A 16,917-nucleotide genomic window follows, 5' to 3' on the forward strand; every position below is an offset into this window, starting at 1 on the left:
GCATTATATTTTTTTCACGGTCTTGTCGTATGGCACAAGTGTTTCCATCTTCTCTCCCTGTAAAATAATATCCTGACTGCGTTTACTGTTATTCCATGGATCATCCATCCCTATTTCAACGGTATAGGCCCCCTCATCTAACTGGAAACGGTATTCCAAGCCTTTCTCTGCCGCATCTCTTCCGTCATACCGTAAGCTGTCCCACTCTGACCGATCCTCACCGGTATGGCCATATGCCATGTCATCCGTATATCCCCAGATCTTACCGGTTACTATGTCCATGCCGTAAGCCTGGTCCAGAATGCCGTTATCACGCCCAAAAGACTGCCCGGCCTTAAGTACACGGGGCCGTCCCGTACCGGCATTTACAAAGTAACACAGACCTTCCTCCACTGCAGAAGGACGTCCGCTTTCCGCGAGAGAAACAGATCCATCATTTCCTCTAACCTGGACCAGATAATCCGTGCCGTTTATAAGGCCGCCAAGAACTGCCGCCCCATTCTGTGCAGGTTCACTCACCGTTATATTCTCCAGAGAAGTACCGCATTCCACGGTATAATCCGTAACCCCATCCATGCCTTGAAATTCCACAATTAATTTCCCATCGTGAGCTGCAATATTCGTAATCCGCGGGGTCTTCACGGCTAATTCTCCGTTTATGATTTCCGCATATTCCAGCACAATTTCCGGTGCTTCCGCTGTCTGGCTGTCTGCCATGGTTATGGCGACCGTGTGATCCCCTTCGCCCAGGGCAGGCGTCATATAGAGCAGGCTTCCCCTCACTTCTGATGAGGAATTGGTGCTGATACTGATGGGATTTCCTTCATCAACCGTAACCATGAGATTTGCACCATTGGGAGACTTCTTTCCATAGATTGCCGCCTGTGTACCTGTAAAGTGGAAACTGGCGGAGGAACCTTTTTGGGTCGTGTATTTCTCCTGGATATTCCAGCCATCCCTCCAATCTCCGGAATATGTAAATTTATTAAGATCCGAGGCACCTGATAAAGCCGTATCAACGGTGGTCTGTATATCACATTCCACGATTTTCTTATAACCATCGCTGTCCAGGAGCGCCTTGCCATCCTTTGCCGTAATCACATAAGTGGACACCGAATTCCCGGGTAATGAAACAGGAAGAACTCTTCTCTCCAGCGTCTCCTCCTGTATCAGCCGGCAGTTTTCAGAGTCGCTGGTTCGGTAAAGCTTCACATCGGATCCATTGGGAAGCATATTTAAATCCACACTAGTTTCCCGTGTGCCTGTAGTAAAATTCTGTGCAACAATGACCAGAACCTGTTTATCCGGTGAAATGGCCGCACACATATTGCCATCCCCTATTTCCACCATGGTATATCCGGACTTTAAGAATTTGCTGTACTGCATCATGGTGTAAAACTGTTTTGTCAAAGCGAAATATCCTGCTCCCGGGACATCTGCCTTCACAATTCCATTTCCGTCAAATAAATTGGTATGATATCCTTTTACCGGCCCATGATCTTCAAATACATAATGAATCGGTCCCCAGCTGCTGTTGGTCTGGATACATTCATACTCACTGTCAGCAGCCAGCCACATAATCCAGGCAGATACTTTCATCTTCTTGATATCGGCCATGATCCCTTCACTCTGGTCCTTTGTATTGACCGCCCACATGGAATCGTGGGTGCCTCGCCGTGGGTGCCTCCACCCTTTGTGACCTCGGACATCCAAAGCCCTTTGTCGTAGGATGCAGCCAGCTTTCTAAGCTGTTCCCGTTCACTGTCACTGCCGCCATAGGTATGAGCGCTTATGACAGCCATATCCTTCCTGGTCTGTGCATCCAGTTTTTCAAAAGAATTGATGGCATTCCAAAGTGCAGTCTCATCTGTACCGGTCAGCTTGACATCACTTAATTGTTCCTGCTCCAGCGCCTTTTTCACTTCCTGGTAAGCCTTGATCTGATTGGTGCCCGGCCGGAAGATACAGCCTTCCTGCTTGGTGCTGCCGTTGAACCAGAAATTCGTATCCGGCTCATTTAAAGGCTCCACATAATCCACACCAGTACCGTACTTGCCTTTTAAGTCCTGGTTCAGCCATTTTGTTGCGCGCGCCAGATACGATGCAAAATCGTCGTAGCAGTCATCTCTTAAATTCTCTTTATCCCATTCATAACCACCTGTGGAGCTGCCTGATTTCGTCATGTAGTAAGGTGGAGAATTGGAAAATACTTTATTAATGATATCGCCTTCTGATGCCCGCCATTGATTGGCCTGCTCCAGCATCCAGATCTGGCCGGCATCATTCATTTCTCCTGATTCCTTACTGTAGAATTCCTCTTCCTTAAATGTTCCCGTTCCATCATCCGTGCCGAACATGTCCCTGCTCCAGCCTGGCACAAGCCCTTCTACCCGTTTAATGGTCGTATCCGGCTTGTCACCCCCTCCCACGTTATAGCGGACAATATTCAAATTTAAATATTCCGGGGAAAACACCAATTCCGCGATTTCCTCGCGGTCGGACCTGCCATTACCGTTGGTATCCCGGTCTCCGGCAGAACCAATAATATTCCCCCACCAGCAAAGAGAGGTTCCCCAACCCTCTAATGTCTGGTAATGTACCTGCGGATCCAGTGCAATTTCCCCTATAAAACTGGAAGACAATGCAGGTACTGTCTGTGCGGCAGTCGGAAACGGCATCCCCGACAAAGACATAGGCATAGCTAAAAAAAAGCGACCACACCACGTTGAAACAAACTTAATTGTTTCATAAATTCCCTCCTCCTGAAAAATTTTTAGACATCAATAATGATATCAGTTGATGAATTGGAAAAATATGACATAAAGTTATATAACTTGATCTATGGTTAGATATTAGTCATAAAATATCCTTAACAATCTACACCATCCCTTTTTAACGTTTCTCCCGGATTTACTCTAAAACACTGGGTTCAGATCTACAAAACCTGTGCCTTGCAACCTCTGATGCCATATCAGTATGCTAATTTTCAGATAATTTCAGACAGTTTTATAGATTCTTCCTATTTCCTCTTATTTACTATATTTCCACACATAAAAATGCCCTCCTTGCAGCAAATAGATGGATTCTCCATCCGATTTACCACAAAGGGAGCATATCATTGTTTTTTTGTCTATAAATCATCATGCAAAACCAAAATATCTCATAATACCTAAAAAAATGCCATAGGCAAATCCATACTGGTCATCGCGCAGCTTCTCAGCATCCGATAAGTTGCTTAAGTAGCTAGTTCAACAAGGTTGGCCGGCATATTGGCATTCCTTAATACATACAGGGATGGGTTCTCCCTGATTCCGTTGTTTATCGTTCCTGCTACCTGGTTTATTCCTTCCATGATCTGTTCTGCCAGCCACTGTGCCTGGCTGTAAAATTGATAAATGTATACCTCCGTGCCACGAATTGCCGGATTCGGATTCAGATTACAATGTATGCTGATAAAATAGTCGCCGGCCATTCATTCGCCATGGCAACTCTTTGTGCCAGACTGGTAGTATTATTGGTTCCTAATACGGTATCAGGTTCCGGTCTGGAGACACGTGCCTCAAACCTTGGGTCGCTGTTTAACAGATTTTGCAGATAAATTCCAACCTGAAAGTTGATCTCTGACTCACTTAAACCATTGGCCTCTGCCCCGCTGTTAAAAAATCCGCTGGGATTATGTCCTTGGTCAATAAATATTTTAATAGCCATATCAGCATTTCCTTTCATACTTAACTATAATAAATATATGACCTGATCCTGCAAATGCCACTTTCTATTCAACTTTTTGGTTATTTTTACATACAAAAACACGAATTTTCCCTAGCAGATCCTTGGCAATCCCTCCCCATACAATACATCAATGGTTCTGCTTCCCTGCAGCCTGGTTTTCATGGTCACGCCCCTGCCCTCCAGAACAGTTCCGATAATTCTGGCGTTTTTCCCGTATTTGCTTTTCTGAACTGCCTGCAAAGCTTTTTGCGCCTGGTTTTCCGGAACCACCGCTATCATCTTTCCTTCATTTGCCATGTAAAGAGGGTCAAGTCCCAGAATATCGCTAAACCCCCGGACCTGGGGGCTGACCGGAAGAGTCTCCTCCCATATCTCCACCCTGCAGGAGGACTGATCCGCTGCTTCATTAAGGACCGTAGCAAGCCCTCCCCTGGTAACATCCCTCATGCAATGGACCCGGATGTTTTCATCAAGAAGATTTTTTACGATGGAGGTAAGGGGGGCGCAATCACTTGCGATCTGATTTTCAATTCCCATCCGGTGAGACAGGATGGCCGCATGATGCTCTCCCAGATTACCGGAAAGAATGATGGCATCCTTTGGCCTGCAGTTTGAGATACTGATCCCTTCCTTCCGGATTTCTCCGATTCCAGAGGTATTAATATAAATTCCGCCGTTTCCTTCCACCACTTTTGTATCACCGGCTACAATCCTTACGGCCGCCTCTTTTGCTGCCAGGGCCATGGAAGCGGCGATCTGTTCGATGGTCTCAAGCTCCGCGCCTTCTTCTATAATAAAGCCTGCAGTCAGAAACTTAGGGACAGCCCCCATCATGGAAAGGTCGTTCACGGTCCCGCATACGGCAAGCTTTCCAATATTCCCGCCTTTAAAAAAACAGGGGAGTGACTACAAAGGAATCCGTGGTATAGGCAATTTTCCCCTTTATATTCAGTACTGCGGAATCTTCCAGTTTATTTAAGGTTTTATTATTAAAATGCTTTAAAAACACCTCATTAATGAGATTTCCGGTCTGCTTTCCTCCGCTGCCGTAGGACATATCGATTTTCATGGCTGCGCCTCCTCTTGTCATACTCTTTTTCAAAGTTAAATAGGATCATGAATTCTGATACCAGATGCCGCAGGATCCTTCCTGGGACACCATACAGGGACCGATTGCGTGAAACGGGGTACAGACTGTCTTAAACAGCGGGCAACCGGTTGGATTGATCCGCCCAAGTATCACGTCCGTACACTTGCAGCCACTTGGCATATCCTCCTCAACCTCTTCTTCCCCGCTTCCGGCATCGTAGGCACTGAATTCTTTCTTAAGCCTTAAAGCCGATTTTTCTATGGTCCCGATTCCCCGCCAAAAGCCATCTCCTGCTTCAAAATACTCCTTAATAAGAGCGGCCGCCTTCTGGTTTCCTTCCTCGGTCACAGCGCTGGCATACATATTTTTCACTTCAAAACGCTGCTTCTTTAGCTGATTCATGATCTCATATATGGCAGCCAGGATATGCTCCCCCTCAAAGCCTGCTATAACAAAAGGCTTCTGGTATCTGGCGGCCAGCCCCCGGTATGCTCCGCTTCCGGTGATCACGCTGACATGTCCGGGACTTAAAAACCCGTCAATACTCTTCTCTTTTTCACAGAGAAAGGAAAGAGCCGGCATAATGGTCTTTAGGGAAGTAAGTAATTTCAGATTTTCAAGCTTCTTCTGCCGGATTTCCTCAAGAAGCAGGGCATAAACAGGAGCCGTGGTTTCAAACCCCACTGCCGCAAAGATATACTGGATCTCTCTGTTTTTCTCTGCTTCCGCCACTGCCATAAGGGGAGAATACAGGATCTTTACCCTTCCTCCGGCCGCTCTTGCCTCTGTCAGGGTCATTCTGCTTCCTTTGACCTTCATCATATCTCCAAAGGTGAGGACGCAATGGTTCTCCTTTAGGGAATATTCCGTCAGCTTATCAATATAGGCGGGAGAGGTAACGCAGACCGGACAGCCCGGACCTGAAATCAACTGGATCTTAGGAGAGATCATGGTGCGGATTCCGTTTTTAAAGATGCTGGATGTGTGGGTCCCGCATACCTCCATGATCTTTACCGGCCTGCCGTCATAATGTTTCAGTTCACTGATCACCTGGTCAATCATATGCTACTGGTCCTCCTGAAGCTGGGAAAATATAGTGAGAATCTCCTCAGCTACGTCTTCCTTTAAGACATCAATGACACAACCGGCATGTATGAGAACATAATCTCCGATTTTGGCATCCACCAGCTTTATATTGGCATCGGTGATATTGTCCATAATGTTGACCTTTGCATAATCACCCTTTATCTGAATTATTTTTCCCGGTACTGCAACACACATGGCATCCTGTCCTTTCCAAATCCTTAATCCCGGATTTTAAATATTTATTTCCCAGGTAAGCCTGGCCCAGGCTTACGCCTCCATCATTGGGGGGAACCGCCTGATTCAAATAGACGTTAAATCCTTTTTCCCTTAAAAGCCTGACTGTATGCCCTGTCAGCAGGGCATTCTGAAATACGCCGCCGCTTAAGGCGCGGCATTGCTTAAGTATTTGCTCCCCAGCCTTTCACAGATCGCTGCAACCGCTTGTGCCAGGGCAAGATGAAAGCCAAGTGCCAGGGAACCTGTTTCCGCCTTATTTCTCATGCCGCAAAGGGCCTCAAAGACCGGCCGGGGATCTAACTCCAGGATCCCTCCCCTTTCCTTTATTCCAAAACACAGGTCAGCCGGCTTTACGGCCTTTCTTTTGGCAAGCACTGCCTCTTTTTCCAGCAATATGGCGCATTCCCCTTCATAATGGTTCTCATGCCCGATGTTTAAAACAGATGCCGCCGCATCAAACAGCCGCCCCATGCTGGAGGTTAAGACCGTGTTGACGTTATGCTCCAGCGCGGCCTTTATCACACCCATTCTTTCATCCTGAACGTAAGCTTCAAGGCCTGCAAAAAGCAAATAGCAGGACGCCGTTTTCCTGGCATCCCTCATGGAATTGTCTCCTCCCAGAATGGGAAACATGCTTACATGGGCTGCCCGTATGAAATCACTTCCTTCACAGACAAGAAATTCTCCGCCCCATATATTCCCGTCTGTGCCATAACCGGTCCCGTCAAAGGCTGCGCCGATCACAGGCCCCTTTAAATCGTGCTCAGCCAGGACCGACGCAATATGAGCATGGTGGTGCTGTACCTTAAGGACAGGAAGCCCTAAAGCTTCTGCAAAATGCGCGGAATGGTAGTTTGGATGAAGATCACAGACTGCCAGCCCCGGGGCCATTTGAAACAGCCTGGTAAGATCTTCATAGGATCTTTGAAATTCCTCCATAACAGCAGCTTCTTCCAGATCCCCGAAATACTGGGATACCACTGCGCTTCCCTTTTTGCAGAGACAGAAGGCGGCCTTTAAATCTCCTCCCGCCCCAAAGATTCCGGTGTTTGTCCAGTCTGTCCCTTTCTCGCCTCTTCTCTCTTCCGTAGAAAGGAAAACAGGATAAGGGACATAGCCCCTGCTTCTTCGGATCATCTGGGGTTTTCCCTCTATGATCCTGGCAACCGAATCATCTACGGAACGGACGATCCTTCTTTTATTATATAGCACCCCGTTTAAATAAGGAGATGAGAGTGCCAGCATGGGGCCATCCTCCCGAATGATAGGTTGTCCGGAAATATTGGCGCTTGTCATGATAAGAGGCCCAAGCTTTTCAGTCAGCATATATTGAAGGGGAGTGTAAGGCAGAAAAGCGCCGCAATAAATACTCCCGTTCCCCGTAGAAGGCGCCATAGAATCCTGTTTCATGGAAAGCAGCACGATTGGCCTTGCTTTTGATTCCAGCAGTATTGTCTCTTCTTCTGAAACCAGACAGTGCTTTCTTATCTCCGAAATCTTCGGAAACATGACCGCAAAAGGCTTTTCCTCCCTGCCCTTTAATTTACGAAGCAGGATTACAGTATCTTCCATAAAAGGGGAACAAACCAGATGATAGCCCCCGATACCCTTAACCGCAACGATCCCTCCCTGTGACAGCACCTTTACCGCCTTTTCAAACGCTTCTTTTTCCAGCAGTTCACCGGGGCCATCTTCCTGATCCCGGTATATCAGGTAAGGACCGCAGTCATTGCACGATATGGTCTGGGCGTGAAAACGCCTGCTTTCGGGCGAGGTATATTCTTCCCGGCAAGCGCTGCACATGGAAAAGTCCTCCATGGAGGTACGGCTTCTGTCATAAGGCAGATCTTCAATAATGGTATATCTGGGACCACAGGACATGCAGCTTGTAAAGGGATTCCGGTATCTTCTGTCCGATGCATGGGAAAGCTCTCTCAAGCATTCCGGACAGACCGGCAGATCAGGCAAAATCACTAATATTTCCCCACTTGACCCGCTCTTTACAATGGAAAAATCTTTAAGCTCCATGAAAGGAAGTTCTTCGGCTTCCATCTTTATGATTTCATAACCGCCCCTTTTGTTTTCTTTAAGGTCAGCGAGAAAACGGTCAAGGACCTTTCTTTCAGACTGTGCCACAATCTCAACGTAACCGCCTATATTTCGGACAGTCCCTTTTATTTCATATTGTCTGGCTGCACGATAAACAAGGGGCCGGAATCCAACCCCTTGTACAATGCCGTAAACCTTTATTTTTTTTGTAATGACCTTGCTTTTTCCACGATCCATTCCGCTACCTTTTCGTAACCTTCTCCCGTCTTTCCGGATACCTTAATCACCGGAGCTTTTTGATTCAAAGCCCGGACTCCCTTCATAAAAAAATCCTCGTCAAAATCAATATATGGCAAAAGATCACATTTATTCAATAAAATCAAATCGGCTTTCTTAAATGCCAGAGGATATTTATATGGCTTATCACTGCCCTCTGTTACGGTTGATATCAACATCTTCGCATGTTCACCGATCATGAATTCAGCAGGGCATACCAGATTTCCGATATTCTCAATAAACAAAATCCCGTCGCTGATTTTCAGTTCATTCACTGCATTTCCGATTAAGGGAGAATCCAGATGGCAGGCTCCTCCCGTATTGATCTGAATGGCCTTTACGCCAAGGGACAGAAGGGCTTTCGTATCAAAATCAGCCTCAATGTCCCCTTCGATAACATAAGAGGTCACATCCGTAAGACGTTTGATAATCTGTATTAAGGAAGTGGTTTTTCCCGCTCCCGGTGCTCCCATCACATTAATGGCATAAATGCCGTTATTTGTTAACGACGCATTGATCTGTGCTGCAGCCTGGTCATTCCTGTCATAGACAGACTGCATGATTTCTATTTCCTTATTCTCAGACATCGTTTCCTCCATATCTAAATTTCAATCGACTTGATATAGAACTCCTGCCCAATGCTTGTAGGACGGCCTTCTCCTTTACAGAAAGGACATTCAAAGGTAAAGGGCTTTCGGACAAAGAATTTTTCGCAGGCGCTGCACTGAAGCTCAGGCGCTACCCGTTTCATATGAAGCTTCGCTTTTTCACACGGGGTTCCCTCCGCGATCAAATCAAAATAAAGTTCAATGGAACTGGCCACATAACCGCAGGTATCCCCCACCACCAGGTTAATGGCCTTCACTTCTTTTGCTTGGTTTTTTTCAGCATATTCTCCGGCAATTTCTATGATTCGCCGGGTGATTGGGTATTCATGCATTTTACATATTCATCCCTTACATTTCCGAATGATGGCTGGGTATACTGATTTTCCATCCTCAGACATTTCTTCGGACATACTTCACTGCAATAACCGCATTGGATACACTTAAGCCTTTCTATACTCCACAGGGTTTTGGATTTATCTGTTTGAATGGCTCCTGTGGGACATTTTCTTTCACACATCCCGCAAAAGATACATTCTTCCACCGATATTTCGATGCTTCCTCTGGTTCGTTCATACGTTTCTTTTCGCTTAACCGGATATGGAACCGTATAGGGACCATGTAACAGGTTCTTTATAAGCGTCTTTGACATCCTTAATATAGACATACTATCCTCAATTCCGCTGTTCTTCCCAGCAATGGCATTTCTATAGACCGGAGCTTATCACCGCTCGGTACAGCTGATGCATGGATCAATGGTAAGGATCAGAATCGGCACATCGGCAAGGGAACAGTTCTTTAAAGTCTCCAGTAAGGCCGGGATATTGGCAAAAGTAGGGGTACGGACCCTGACCCTGTCCAGGAATTTTGTACCGTTTGCTTTTGCATAATAAAGGACCTCGCCTCTCGCTGCTCCAAACGGGTGAAATGCTCTCCCTTGGGATTTCCCGTCACTTTTATTTTTATCTCTCCATCGGGTATGATGCAATGCACTGCCTGATGATATCAATGGACTGGAACATTTCCCCGATCCTGACTTTGGTTCTGGCATAACAGTCCCCTCTCCCATTGGTAACCGGCTTAAAATCCAGTTTATCATAAGCCCCATATCCCTGGGTCCTTAAATCCATTTCGATCCCGCTGGCCCTTGCCATGGGCCTACTGCTCCCAGATCAAAAGCCGCCTGCTTTGACAGCACGCCAACGCCTTTTGTACGGAGTTTTACTGTGGAATCGTTTAAGAATACAGCGGCAGACTCCTTTAAATCCATCTCCATACCGGTCAACACATCCTGAATCTTCCTTAAAGTCTCAGGAGAGATATCCTTTTTCACGCCGCCGATATCGCACACGGAAAATATGACTCTGCCTCCGGTGGTCTCTTCAAAAATATCCAGAACCTGCTCCCTTAATTTCCAGGACTGCATGAACAGGCTTTCAAATCCAAAGGCATCTGCCAGAAGGCCCAGCCATAAAAGATGGCTGTGCAGACGGGACAGCTCGGCCCATATGGTCCGCAGGAATTTTGCCCGCTCAGGAATCTCTGCCTCCATAATGCTTTCTATGGACATACAGTATCCCATGCCATGCATAAAGGAACAGATGCCGCAGATCCGCTCCGCAACATAGACATACTGCTGATAATCTTTCTTTTCTACCAGCTTTTCCAGTCCTCTGTGAATGTATCCGATTCTGGGGATCGCCTCAACAACCCTTTCATCCTCCAGAACCAGATCCAGATGGATCGGCTCAGGAAGCACCGGATGCTGAGGACCAAAAGGAACAATTGTCCTATTTCCCATAAGTAGCCTCCATTCTGATGTCAAATGGCATCATTTGTTTAATCGTTCCTATGAAACGGTGTTTTAACCGGAATTTTATACAGGGTATCATTAAAATCCGGCGTTATTCCAGTGATCTTTACTCCGAACAGCTCCTTTATCTCATTTTCATACAGGAAGGAATAAGGGTAAATAATACTGATGCTTGGCAGTTCTGTCTCTGTATCTGTTATGATCCGCAGGTTTAAAAGCTCATGGTCCTTATCAAAGGAATAGGTCAATTCCATGCCATCACGATTGGTACAGGTAACGGCAACAAGCCGGTAACCGTCATTTTTTATTTTCAGCGTCTCCGTCAGCAGATCATTTGCGGAGATCTCCTTTAAAATCTGTTCAGCCATAATTTGCCTCCTTATGATTTCTTTCTGCCGGTTTTCTTTCTCTTTTCATCCAAAATATCAAGTGCTTTCACAACACCATCTATGATCGACTCCGGGCGGGCCGCACAGCCCGGCACGTAAACATCCACCGGAATCACCTTCCCCACTCCGCCGACCACGTTATAGCATTCTGCAAAAATGCCTCCTGAAGTGGCGCAGATCCCAACTGCCACCACTGCCTTTGGATCAGGCATCTGTTCATAAAGCTGCTTTACGACCGGTATATTCTGCTCATTTACGCTTCCGGTAATGAGTAAAATATCCGCGTGCTTTGGATTGCCTGTATTGATTATTCCAAAACGCTCCACATCGTAAAGGGGCGTAAGACATGCCAGCACCTCTATGTCACAGCCGTTGCAGCTTGTACCGTCATAATGCAGAATCCAGGGAGATTTTTTTACAACACTCATAAGTATCCTCCGTTCCGCCTTTGGGCAGCTTTTATGACCTGCCAGAAATTCATCTGAAAAATGACAGGATAATCAGATTTACAGTCCCCATAATGCCGGTTACGATCCACGCTGATTTAAGTGCCTGCTGCCATTTCAGCCTTGCAGTCCCATTGTCTATCATGATCTCAAGTAAGTATACTAACAGGCAGACGATGACCGCAAAAACACGGCTCATTGGCGCGGCAGTTGCAAAAAAAGACATAAACCAATGCCAGAGAAATAATGACCTCATACCAGTGTGTTACCTCAATCACAGCCAGATCCTTGCCGGAATATTCCGTTGTAATGCCTTTTACGATTTCCTGATGTCCATGGTGGGACATGCTTAAATCAAAGGGAGATTTTCTAAGCTTAAATGTCAGGATAAATAATAGTCCCACAAACACTCCCGGAAGGTAAACGATGGAAGGGGTTTGTGCCATTACAATATCCTTTACGAAAAAGCTGTTCTCAGCATAATATAAGCCAATGCAGGTAAGCAGTACCATCGGCTCATAGGCCATGATCTGCAGCAATTCCCGTTCTGAACCAATGGTGTTATAAGGAGAGTTTGATGCATAGCCGCCTAATACGAAAAATACGGAACCAAGAGTCAGGGCAAATATGGCTAACAGGATATCTCCGCCTGAGAGCAGAATCACTGTGGTAAATACTACGAAAGCAAGGGAGATGTACACAAAGAAACGATGCATGGAATTAACCTCAATGGATTCCTTATGACACAGTTTCAATACATCGTAAAATGGCTGAAACAAGGGCGGCCCCTGCCTTCCCTGAAGCCTGGCGGATATAATACGGTCGATTCCGGTCAGCAGGCCGCCCGCAACAGGAGCAAGCACAGCGATCCCTATCATGATTGCAGCATTCATATTAAGCCATCCCTCCTATTATCAGTATGACACCGCCGACTAACATTGCAGCAGCTATGACATCACTCCACATGGATAATCTCTTAGGTCCAAAATAATCATCCATATACCAGTTGCGCAGTTCCATCTTTTGCTTTTCTTCCATGGCTCCATAGAACGTTTCGTTATCCCCGGTGTTTTCTCCTGCCATATAAACCGGAACTCTTCTCCTTTTATCATTTTTATAAATCGGAATAAAACTGATAGGCAGAAGGATGAGCATGCTCAGCATGCACAGCATCAGCTTGATGTCACTTGCTCCAATGGGGATCAAAGCCTGTCTGCCAAAGACCTCCGTCAGATAAGGAATCAGGGCATATTTCGATATCAGCGGAAAGGTAAAGCAGGACACCACTACCATTGCCGCAAGTATTGTAATGGGAATCTCCTCATCCAGATGAAATTTGCTCTCACTCTGCTGTTTCATATTTGCCCTAGAAACCAGTTTTCCCATCCACTTTGTCCAATAAAACAATGTGGCAGCACTGCCATAAGCCAGAATAATAACAATGATAATGTTATTGGAATCAATGAACGCCTTCATAGCGACCCATTTTGATATCAGCATTCCAAATGGGGCAAGAAACATGCCTGCAATACCGATCATCATGTAAAGCGCAAGTTTTTTTGAAATCCCAAGAAGGACATCCATATTTTCTACATCCCGGTTCCCGATCTGATGCTCGATGGAACCAACTGATATAAAAAGCAGGGATTTGGACACTGCATGGAATATGATCAAAAGGATGGCAGCCCATAAGGATTCCTGGGTTCCGATGCTGGCGCATATTACAATGAGGCCAAGGTTCGCCAGGGTGGAATAGGCTAAAATCTTCTTGGCATCGCTTTGTGAAATAGCCATCAGGGAACAGGCCAGAAAGGTTATTCCTCCCACAAAGGTTACGGTTCTTCCCACAGGATTCGCTCCCAACAGGGGGGCAAGACGAAGGATTAAATACACACCGGCTTTAACCATGGTAGCGGAATGCAGCAATGCGGAAGAAGGAGTGGGCGCCACCATCGCTCCAAGAAGCCAGGAGGAAAACGGCAGCTGGGCCGATTTGGTCAGCGCGGCCAGGGACAGGAAAAATACGGGGATCATCATAGCTGCTTCCTGCTTCATGGAAGTAACCACCGACAATTCCAGGGTATTGTAATAAATGCCGATGAAAATGATCCCAGCCGCAAAAGCAACTCCGCCTCCCAGATTGATCACCAGGGCGCGGAAGGCATTATTTCTGGCTTCCTTTGTCCTGGTATAGCCGATCAGCAGGAAGGAGCAAAGCGTCGTCAGCTCCCAGCAAAAATACATCCATGTGAGATCATTGCTCAATACGATTCCAAACATGGCAGAAAGGAATAAAAATAGAACTGCGAAGAAGAAGCTTTTCCTTTCTTTATATTCCTTGTGGTGGATATGATAAGTCTTCATATATCCCACCGCATAAATACAAATCAGGCTTCCTACCAGTCCAATAACCAATACCATGATCGCTGTCAGTTTGTCGAAAATCATGGCATGTTCTACTTCAATTTTATTTTTTTACCGTAAATTCAAAGCAGAGCATTGCTGCCGTCTGTACAAACGATAAAACTGAAACAACATACTTTTTATACCGGATACCAAGGGAAATCACATACACTGCCACTGCTGTCTCTGTAATTGCCATGATTACTTCAATCGCTTTTTCCAGGCGGAAGGACAAAGCGATTCCACTCTTAAAATATAACCCTACAACTGCCAAAGTCAAAACAGCCGTACCTGCGGCACTTACCCTGACAATCATATCCCTTACTCCATCATTCTAACCAGAAAGATTCCTAACGCCGCAGCTAGTGGAAATAAAATTAATACTGTAATCGCACCCATACATTCATCACCCTGTTTTTGTTTTATTATATCTGTCATAATCAAGAACAAAAAAATCAACAACACCGTCAAAATTCTCTAATTGAATGACCTTTTTTGCATCATTGATTAATTCGTGCTCATTATATCACACTAAAAGTGGTTGTCAATGTTTTGTTTTGTGTACAATTTACACAATTTTTACATCAAAAAGCAGAACATAAAAAAATCAATTCATAAAAAAAGAGAGAACTCCCCATAAAACAGGATGAAACGGGAAAACACAGGAACATACCATGTATTTTGCAAATATATACAGTTTCTTAACAAGTTTACAGGAAAGATACACAACATCTTAACGAGGCTTTCATTTCTTTACAGGGAATCATGATGTGAAGAAACTGTTAAATTAATGAAGGCCAGCCGTAAAACCGGTAATGTCACTAATTTAAACGCTTATTAAACCAATAGCTAATAAGAAATGGGGGATCTTCCTTGATTCGGTAAAAAAGAGGAGCAAGAATTTTATTTTTTTATTTTAAAACGAAATTTTTGTGGTAAAATAAAATAAACGACAGAAGGAGGCAGGATATGGAACAGAAACTCCCAGCCACCATTGATGAATACATCGCTGGCCAACGCCCGGAAATACAGCCCATTCTGGGAAAGCTGTACCAGACCATAAAAGATGCCGCACCGGAGGCAACGGAAAAAAATAAGCTGGGGAATGGCCACATTTTTCTATCACGGAAATCTGGTACATTTCTCCGCAGAGAAAAAGCATATTGGGTTTCATCCGGCACCGTCCGCCATTATTGCCTTTCAAGAAGATCTGAAGGAATACCGTTACTCAAAGGGCACGGTTCAGTTTCCCTATGACAAGCCCCTTCCCCTTTTACTCATAGAAAGAATGGTCCGATTTCGGACAGCCGAACAGGCAGCTCTATTAGAAGAGAAAAAAAGCGGGAAAAACAAAGGAAAAAACATTGCGGCCCCGCCATCCCATGCCTGATGATGTAATGGCAGAGCTTCAGAAAGAAAATTTAACTGAGGCTTACGAGGCTTGATGAACTGCGTTCCGGTGATGCCTATATGGGCATGGCTTATTCTCCTAAAAAAAGTACAAAGACCGGCTCTTCCTGACCGGTCTTTTTTAATTCTCGGACCATTTCTTAATAATTCTTAATTCCCCTGAATTTCATTGTTATTCTATCCATAAATGATATAATTCTTCATATTAAAATAATAGAAAAGGAGGCTGCAGTTCCATGAATATATCACAGCAGATACTGGTAGTGGATGACGATGCAGACATCCGGGAGGTCCTTCGCATTCATTTGGAAAACAATGGCTATTCCGTATGGCCAGCAGCAAATGGAAATGATGCGGTCGCAGCCGTCACAGGCAATCCTGATATTGATCTTATTATTTTAGACATCATGATGCCCGGCTTATCAGGAATCGATGCCTGTACCCAGATCCGCCGGATATCTTCTGCTCCCGTGTTGTTTTTGACCGCAAAATCAAAGGAAAGCGATAAAAGGCTGGCTTATGAAAACGGGGGCGACGATTATCTTGTAAAACCATTTTCACAGGCGGAGCTGCTCATGAAGGTCCGGTCTCTTTTAAGAAGATATGTTGTCTATAAAGGGAAAGGAGCCCCCCTCTCCGGCATTTCTGAAATCCGCCTGCAGGATATCCTGATCGACACAGCAGGCCATTTTGTTTACCGGGAAAATCAAAAAATTGAGCTTACGGACACAGAATTCCAGGTTTTGATGTATCTGGTCCGGAACAGGGGAAAAGCCAAAGACGCACAGGCGATCTACGAGGGCGTATGGAACGATAAGTTCCTCCCTTCTTCCACCAATACGGTCATGGTACACATTTTAAAGCTCAGGAAAAAACTGGAACTGGATTTTAATAATCCTGCCATCATACGAACCGTTTGGGGAAAGGGCTATCAGATCGATGAAGCATAAATGGATCTCATCTTTGCGGTATAAACAAATATTTGTATTGATCTTCGGAGCGGTCATCAGCTTTGGGATGTACTTTGCCGCCCTGGCCTTTGGCGATTATCTGGTGTCCAGGAACCATATGAATGAAGATGCCGCCTGGAAACGGCTGACCAATTATCAAAACTCTTTTGAAAATTACATTAATAAATACCATGTATCCGTGAAAAACGTAAGGTCCATTTCCAAATGGGTGAAGAACCATAAATACGTTTACGTGACCATTTTTAACGGCGATGAGATCATCTACGAATCCGGCTTCTGGAATGATGCCTACACGTCCTATGAGCCACCGGTTCCATTGAGGAAAACATCAGGGAGGCCACGCGGGATATCAGATTCAGCGACGGCATTTATTCTGTATCCATCATCGATTCTTCGGAAATAAAATGGTATAA

General features: G+C 45.4%; 21 protein-coding genes and 1 pseudogene. 3 read left to right on the top strand and 19 right to left on the bottom strand.

Going from position 1 to position 16,917, the window contains the following annotated elements:
• Positions 1–3: 3 nt before the first annotated feature.
• From JCM10519_RS09675 to JCM10519_RS28490, 19 genes and pseudogenes are all read right to left on the bottom strand, one after another.
• Positions 4–1,656: a hypothetical protein gene (locus tag JCM10519_RS09675; RefSeq protein WP_054738864.1), complete on the bottom strand. Its 1,653-nt coding sequence runs from the start codon at positions 1,654–1,656 to the stop codon at positions 4–6.
• Positions 1,596–2,642 (bottom strand): glycoside hydrolase, encoded by a 1,047-nt coding sequence (locus tag JCM10519_RS09680; RefSeq protein WP_054738866.1) that lies wholly within the window; start codon positions 2,640–2,642, stop codon positions 1,596–1,598. Before JCM10519_RS09680 ends, JCM10519_RS09675 begins: the two co-directional genes overlap by 61 nt.
• A gap of 593 nt (positions 2,643–3,235) precedes the next feature.
• The gene (locus JCM10519_RS28465) at positions 3,236–3,472 is read right to left on the bottom strand and encodes an N-acetylmuramoyl-L-alanine amidase (protein WP_347843726.1); all 237 of its coding nucleotides are present in this window, start codon (positions 3,470–3,472) and stop codon (positions 3,236–3,238) included.
• Entirely contained in the window at positions 3,433–3,708 is a 276-nt protein-coding gene (locus JCM10519_RS28470; protein ID WP_347843727.1) for an N-acetylmuramoyl-L-alanine amidase, read from the bottom strand. The genes JCM10519_RS28465 and JCM10519_RS28470 overlap by 40 nt, the downstream gene beginning before the upstream one ends.
• A gap of 111 nt (positions 3,709–3,819) precedes the next feature.
• Positions 3,820–4,798 (bottom strand): annotated as a pseudogene (gene hypE, locus JCM10519_RS09690) (hydrogenase expression/formation protein HypE).
• A 45-nt stretch (positions 4,799–4,843) separates the two neighbouring features.
• The gene (hypD, locus tag JCM10519_RS09695; RefSeq protein ID WP_054738868.1) at positions 4,844–5,881 is read right to left on the bottom strand and encodes a hydrogenase formation protein HypD; all 1,038 of its coding nucleotides are present in this window, start codon (positions 5,879–5,881) and stop codon (positions 4,844–4,846) included.
• 3 nt (positions 5,882–5,884) lie between these two features.
• Entirely contained in the window at positions 5,885–6,100 is a 216-nt protein-coding gene (locus tag JCM10519_RS09700) for a HypC/HybG/HupF family hydrogenase formation chaperone (RefSeq protein ID WP_054738869.1), read from the bottom strand.
• A 186-nt stretch (positions 6,101–6,286) separates the two neighbouring features.
• The gene (gene hypF / locus JCM10519_RS09705; RefSeq protein WP_347843728.1) at positions 6,287–8,428 is read right to left on the bottom strand and encodes a carbamoyltransferase HypF; all 2,142 of its coding nucleotides are present in this window, start codon (positions 8,426–8,428) and stop codon (positions 6,287–6,289) included.
• Positions 8,389–9,054, bottom strand: coding sequence for a hydrogenase nickel incorporation protein HypB (gene hypB, locus JCM10519_RS09710; RefSeq protein WP_054738871.1), 666 nt, complete (start codon positions 9,052–9,054; stop codon positions 8,389–8,391). Before hypB ends, hypF begins: the two co-directional genes overlap by 40 nt.
• Positions 9,055–9,068: 14 nt before the next feature.
• Positions 9,069–9,407 carry a hydrogenase/urease maturation nickel metallochaperone HypA gene (locus tag JCM10519_RS09715; protein ID WP_054738873.1) on the bottom strand — a complete coding sequence of 113 codons (339 nt, stop codon included), beginning with the start codon at positions 9,405–9,407 and terminating at the stop codon, positions 9,069–9,071.
• Complete coding sequence (locus tag JCM10519_RS09720) at positions 9,374–9,739, bottom strand: 4Fe-4S binding protein (RefSeq protein ID WP_347843729.1); 366 nt, start codon at positions 9,737–9,739, stop codon at positions 9,374–9,376. Before JCM10519_RS09720 ends, JCM10519_RS09715 begins: the two co-directional genes overlap by 34 nt.
• Before the next feature lie 57 nt (positions 9,740–9,796).
• A complete protein-coding gene (locus JCM10519_RS28475; protein WP_347843730.1) occupies positions 9,797–10,060 on the bottom strand; it encodes a hypothetical protein in 264 nt (87 codons plus the stop codon).
• Entirely contained in the window at positions 10,035–10,226 is a 192-nt protein-coding gene (locus tag JCM10519_RS28480) for a hypothetical protein (RefSeq protein WP_347843731.1), read from the bottom strand. Before JCM10519_RS28480 ends, JCM10519_RS28475 begins: the two co-directional genes overlap by 26 nt.
• Positions 10,193–10,873: a nickel-dependent hydrogenase large subunit gene (locus tag JCM10519_RS28485; RefSeq protein WP_347843732.1), complete on the bottom strand. Its 681-nt coding sequence runs from the start codon at positions 10,871–10,873 to the stop codon at positions 10,193–10,195. The genes JCM10519_RS28480 and JCM10519_RS28485 overlap by 34 nt, the downstream gene beginning before the upstream one ends.
• 38 nt (positions 10,874–10,911) lie before the next feature.
• Positions 10,912–11,253 carry an NADH-quinone oxidoreductase subunit C gene (locus JCM10519_RS09730; RefSeq protein WP_054738875.1) on the bottom strand — a complete coding sequence of 114 codons (342 nt, stop codon included), beginning with the start codon at positions 11,251–11,253 and terminating at the stop codon, positions 10,912–10,914.
• Between the two features lie 11 nt (positions 11,254–11,264).
• Entirely contained in the window at positions 11,265–11,702 is a 438-nt protein-coding gene (locus JCM10519_RS09735; RefSeq protein WP_054738877.1) for an NADH-quinone oxidoreductase subunit NuoB, read from the bottom strand.
• Between the two features lie 167 nt (positions 11,703–11,869).
• The gene (locus tag JCM10519_RS09740) at positions 11,870–12,613 is read right to left on the bottom strand and encodes a complex I subunit 1 family protein (protein ID WP_347843733.1); all 744 of its coding nucleotides are present in this window, start codon (positions 12,611–12,613) and stop codon (positions 11,870–11,872) included.
• A gap of 1 nt (position 12,614) precedes the next feature.
• Positions 12,615–14,186 (bottom strand): proton-conducting transporter membrane subunit, encoded by a 1,572-nt coding sequence (locus JCM10519_RS09745; protein ID WP_347843847.1) that lies wholly within the window; start codon positions 14,184–14,186, stop codon positions 12,615–12,617.
• A gap of 1 nt (position 14,187) precedes the next feature.
• Positions 14,188–14,439, bottom strand: a complete 252-nt coding sequence (locus tag JCM10519_RS28490) for a hypothetical protein (protein WP_347843734.1) — start codon at positions 14,437–14,439, stop codon at positions 14,188–14,190.
• A gap of 789 nt (positions 14,440–15,228) precedes the next feature.
• On the opposite strand from JCM10519_RS28490, the gene JCM10519_RS09750 reads away from it, so the two are divergent.
• The 3 genes from JCM10519_RS09750 (at position 15,229) to JCM10519_RS09760 (ending at position 16,907) form a co-directional block, all read left to right on the top strand.
• Entirely contained in the window at positions 15,229–15,513 is a 285-nt protein-coding gene (locus JCM10519_RS09750; protein WP_347843735.1) for a hypothetical protein, read from the top strand.
• A gap of 256 nt (positions 15,514–15,769) precedes the next feature.
• A complete protein-coding gene (locus tag JCM10519_RS09755) occupies positions 15,770–16,483 on the top strand; it encodes a response regulator (RefSeq protein ID WP_054738878.1) in 714 nt (237 codons plus the stop codon).
• The gene (locus tag JCM10519_RS09760) at positions 16,473–16,907 is read left to right on the top strand and encodes a hypothetical protein (protein ID WP_054738881.1); all 435 of its coding nucleotides are present in this window, start codon (positions 16,473–16,475) and stop codon (positions 16,905–16,907) included. Before JCM10519_RS09755 ends, JCM10519_RS09760 begins: the two co-directional genes overlap by 11 nt.
• Positions 16,908–16,917: the final 10 nt, after the last annotated feature.

This window comes from Clostridium sp. NkU-1, assembly GCA_001312405.1.

What these genes read in the sequence shown, in the direction of transcription:
- JCM10519_RS09730 (WP_054738875.1), bottom strand. Translation starts at nt 11,253, where the DNA reads ATGGCTGAACAGATTTTAAAGGAGATCTCCGCAAATGATCTGCTGACG.
- JCM10519_RS09760 (WP_054738881.1), top strand. Translation starts at nt 16,473, where the DNA reads ATGAAGCATAAATGGATCTCATCTTTGCGGTATAAACAAATATTTGTA.
- hypF (WP_347843728.1), bottom strand. Translation starts at nt 8,428, where the DNA reads ATGGATCGTGGAAAAAGCAAGGTCATTACAAAAAAAATAAAGGTTTAC.
- hypD (WP_054738868.1), bottom strand. Translation starts at nt 5,881, where the DNA reads ATGATTGACCAGGTGATCAGTGAACTGAAACATTATGACGGCAGGCCG.
- JCM10519_RS28490 (WP_347843734.1), bottom strand. Translation starts at nt 14,439, where the DNA reads ATGATTGTCAGGGTAAGTGCCGCAGGTACGGCTGTTTTGACTTTGGCA.
- JCM10519_RS09735 (WP_054738877.1), bottom strand. Translation starts at nt 11,702, where the DNA reads ATGAGTGTTGTAAAAAAATCTCCCTGGATTCTGCATTATGACGGTACA.
- JCM10519_RS09740 (WP_347843733.1), bottom strand. Translation starts at nt 12,613, where the DNA reads ATGAATGCTGCAATCATGATAGGGATCGCTGTGCTTGCTCCTGTTGCG.
- JCM10519_RS09755 (WP_054738878.1), top strand. Translation starts at nt 15,770, where the DNA reads ATGAATATATCACAGCAGATACTGGTAGTGGATGACGATGCAGACATC.
- JCM10519_RS09675 (WP_054738864.1), bottom strand. Translation starts at nt 1,656, where the DNA reads ATGTGGGCGGTCAATACAAAGGACCAGAGTGAAGGGATCATGGCCGAT.
- JCM10519_RS09700 (WP_054738869.1), bottom strand. Translation starts at nt 6,100, where the DNA reads ATGTGTGTTGCAGTACCGGGAAAAATAATTCAGATAAAGGGTGATTAT.
- JCM10519_RS09750 (WP_347843735.1), top strand. Translation starts at nt 15,229, where the DNA reads ATGGCCACATTTTTCTATCACGGAAATCTGGTACATTTCTCCGCAGAG.
- JCM10519_RS28465 (WP_347843726.1), bottom strand. Translation starts at nt 3,472, where the DNA reads ATGGCCGGCGACTATTTTATCAGCATACATTGTAATCTGAATCCGAAT.
- JCM10519_RS28480 (WP_347843731.1), bottom strand. Translation starts at nt 10,226, where the DNA reads ATGGCAAGGGCCAGCGGGATCGAAATGGATTTAAGGACCCAGGGATAT.
- JCM10519_RS09715 (WP_054738873.1), bottom strand. Translation starts at nt 9,407, where the DNA reads ATGCATGAATACCCAATCACCCGGCGAATCATAGAAATTGCCGGAGAA.
- hypB (WP_054738871.1), bottom strand. Translation starts at nt 9,054, where the DNA reads ATGTCTGAGAATAAGGAAATAGAAATCATGCAGTCTGTCTATGACAGG.
- JCM10519_RS09720 (WP_347843729.1), bottom strand. Translation starts at nt 9,739, where the DNA reads ATGTCTATATTAAGGATGTCAAAGACGCTTATAAAGAACCTGTTACAT.
- JCM10519_RS28485 (WP_347843732.1), bottom strand. Translation starts at nt 10,873, where the DNA reads ATGGGAAATAGGACAATTGTTCCTTTTGGTCCTCAGCATCCGGTGCTT.
- JCM10519_RS28470 (WP_347843727.1), bottom strand. Translation starts at nt 3,708, where the DNA reads ATGGCTATTAAAATATTTATTGACCAAGGACATAATCCCAGCGGATTT.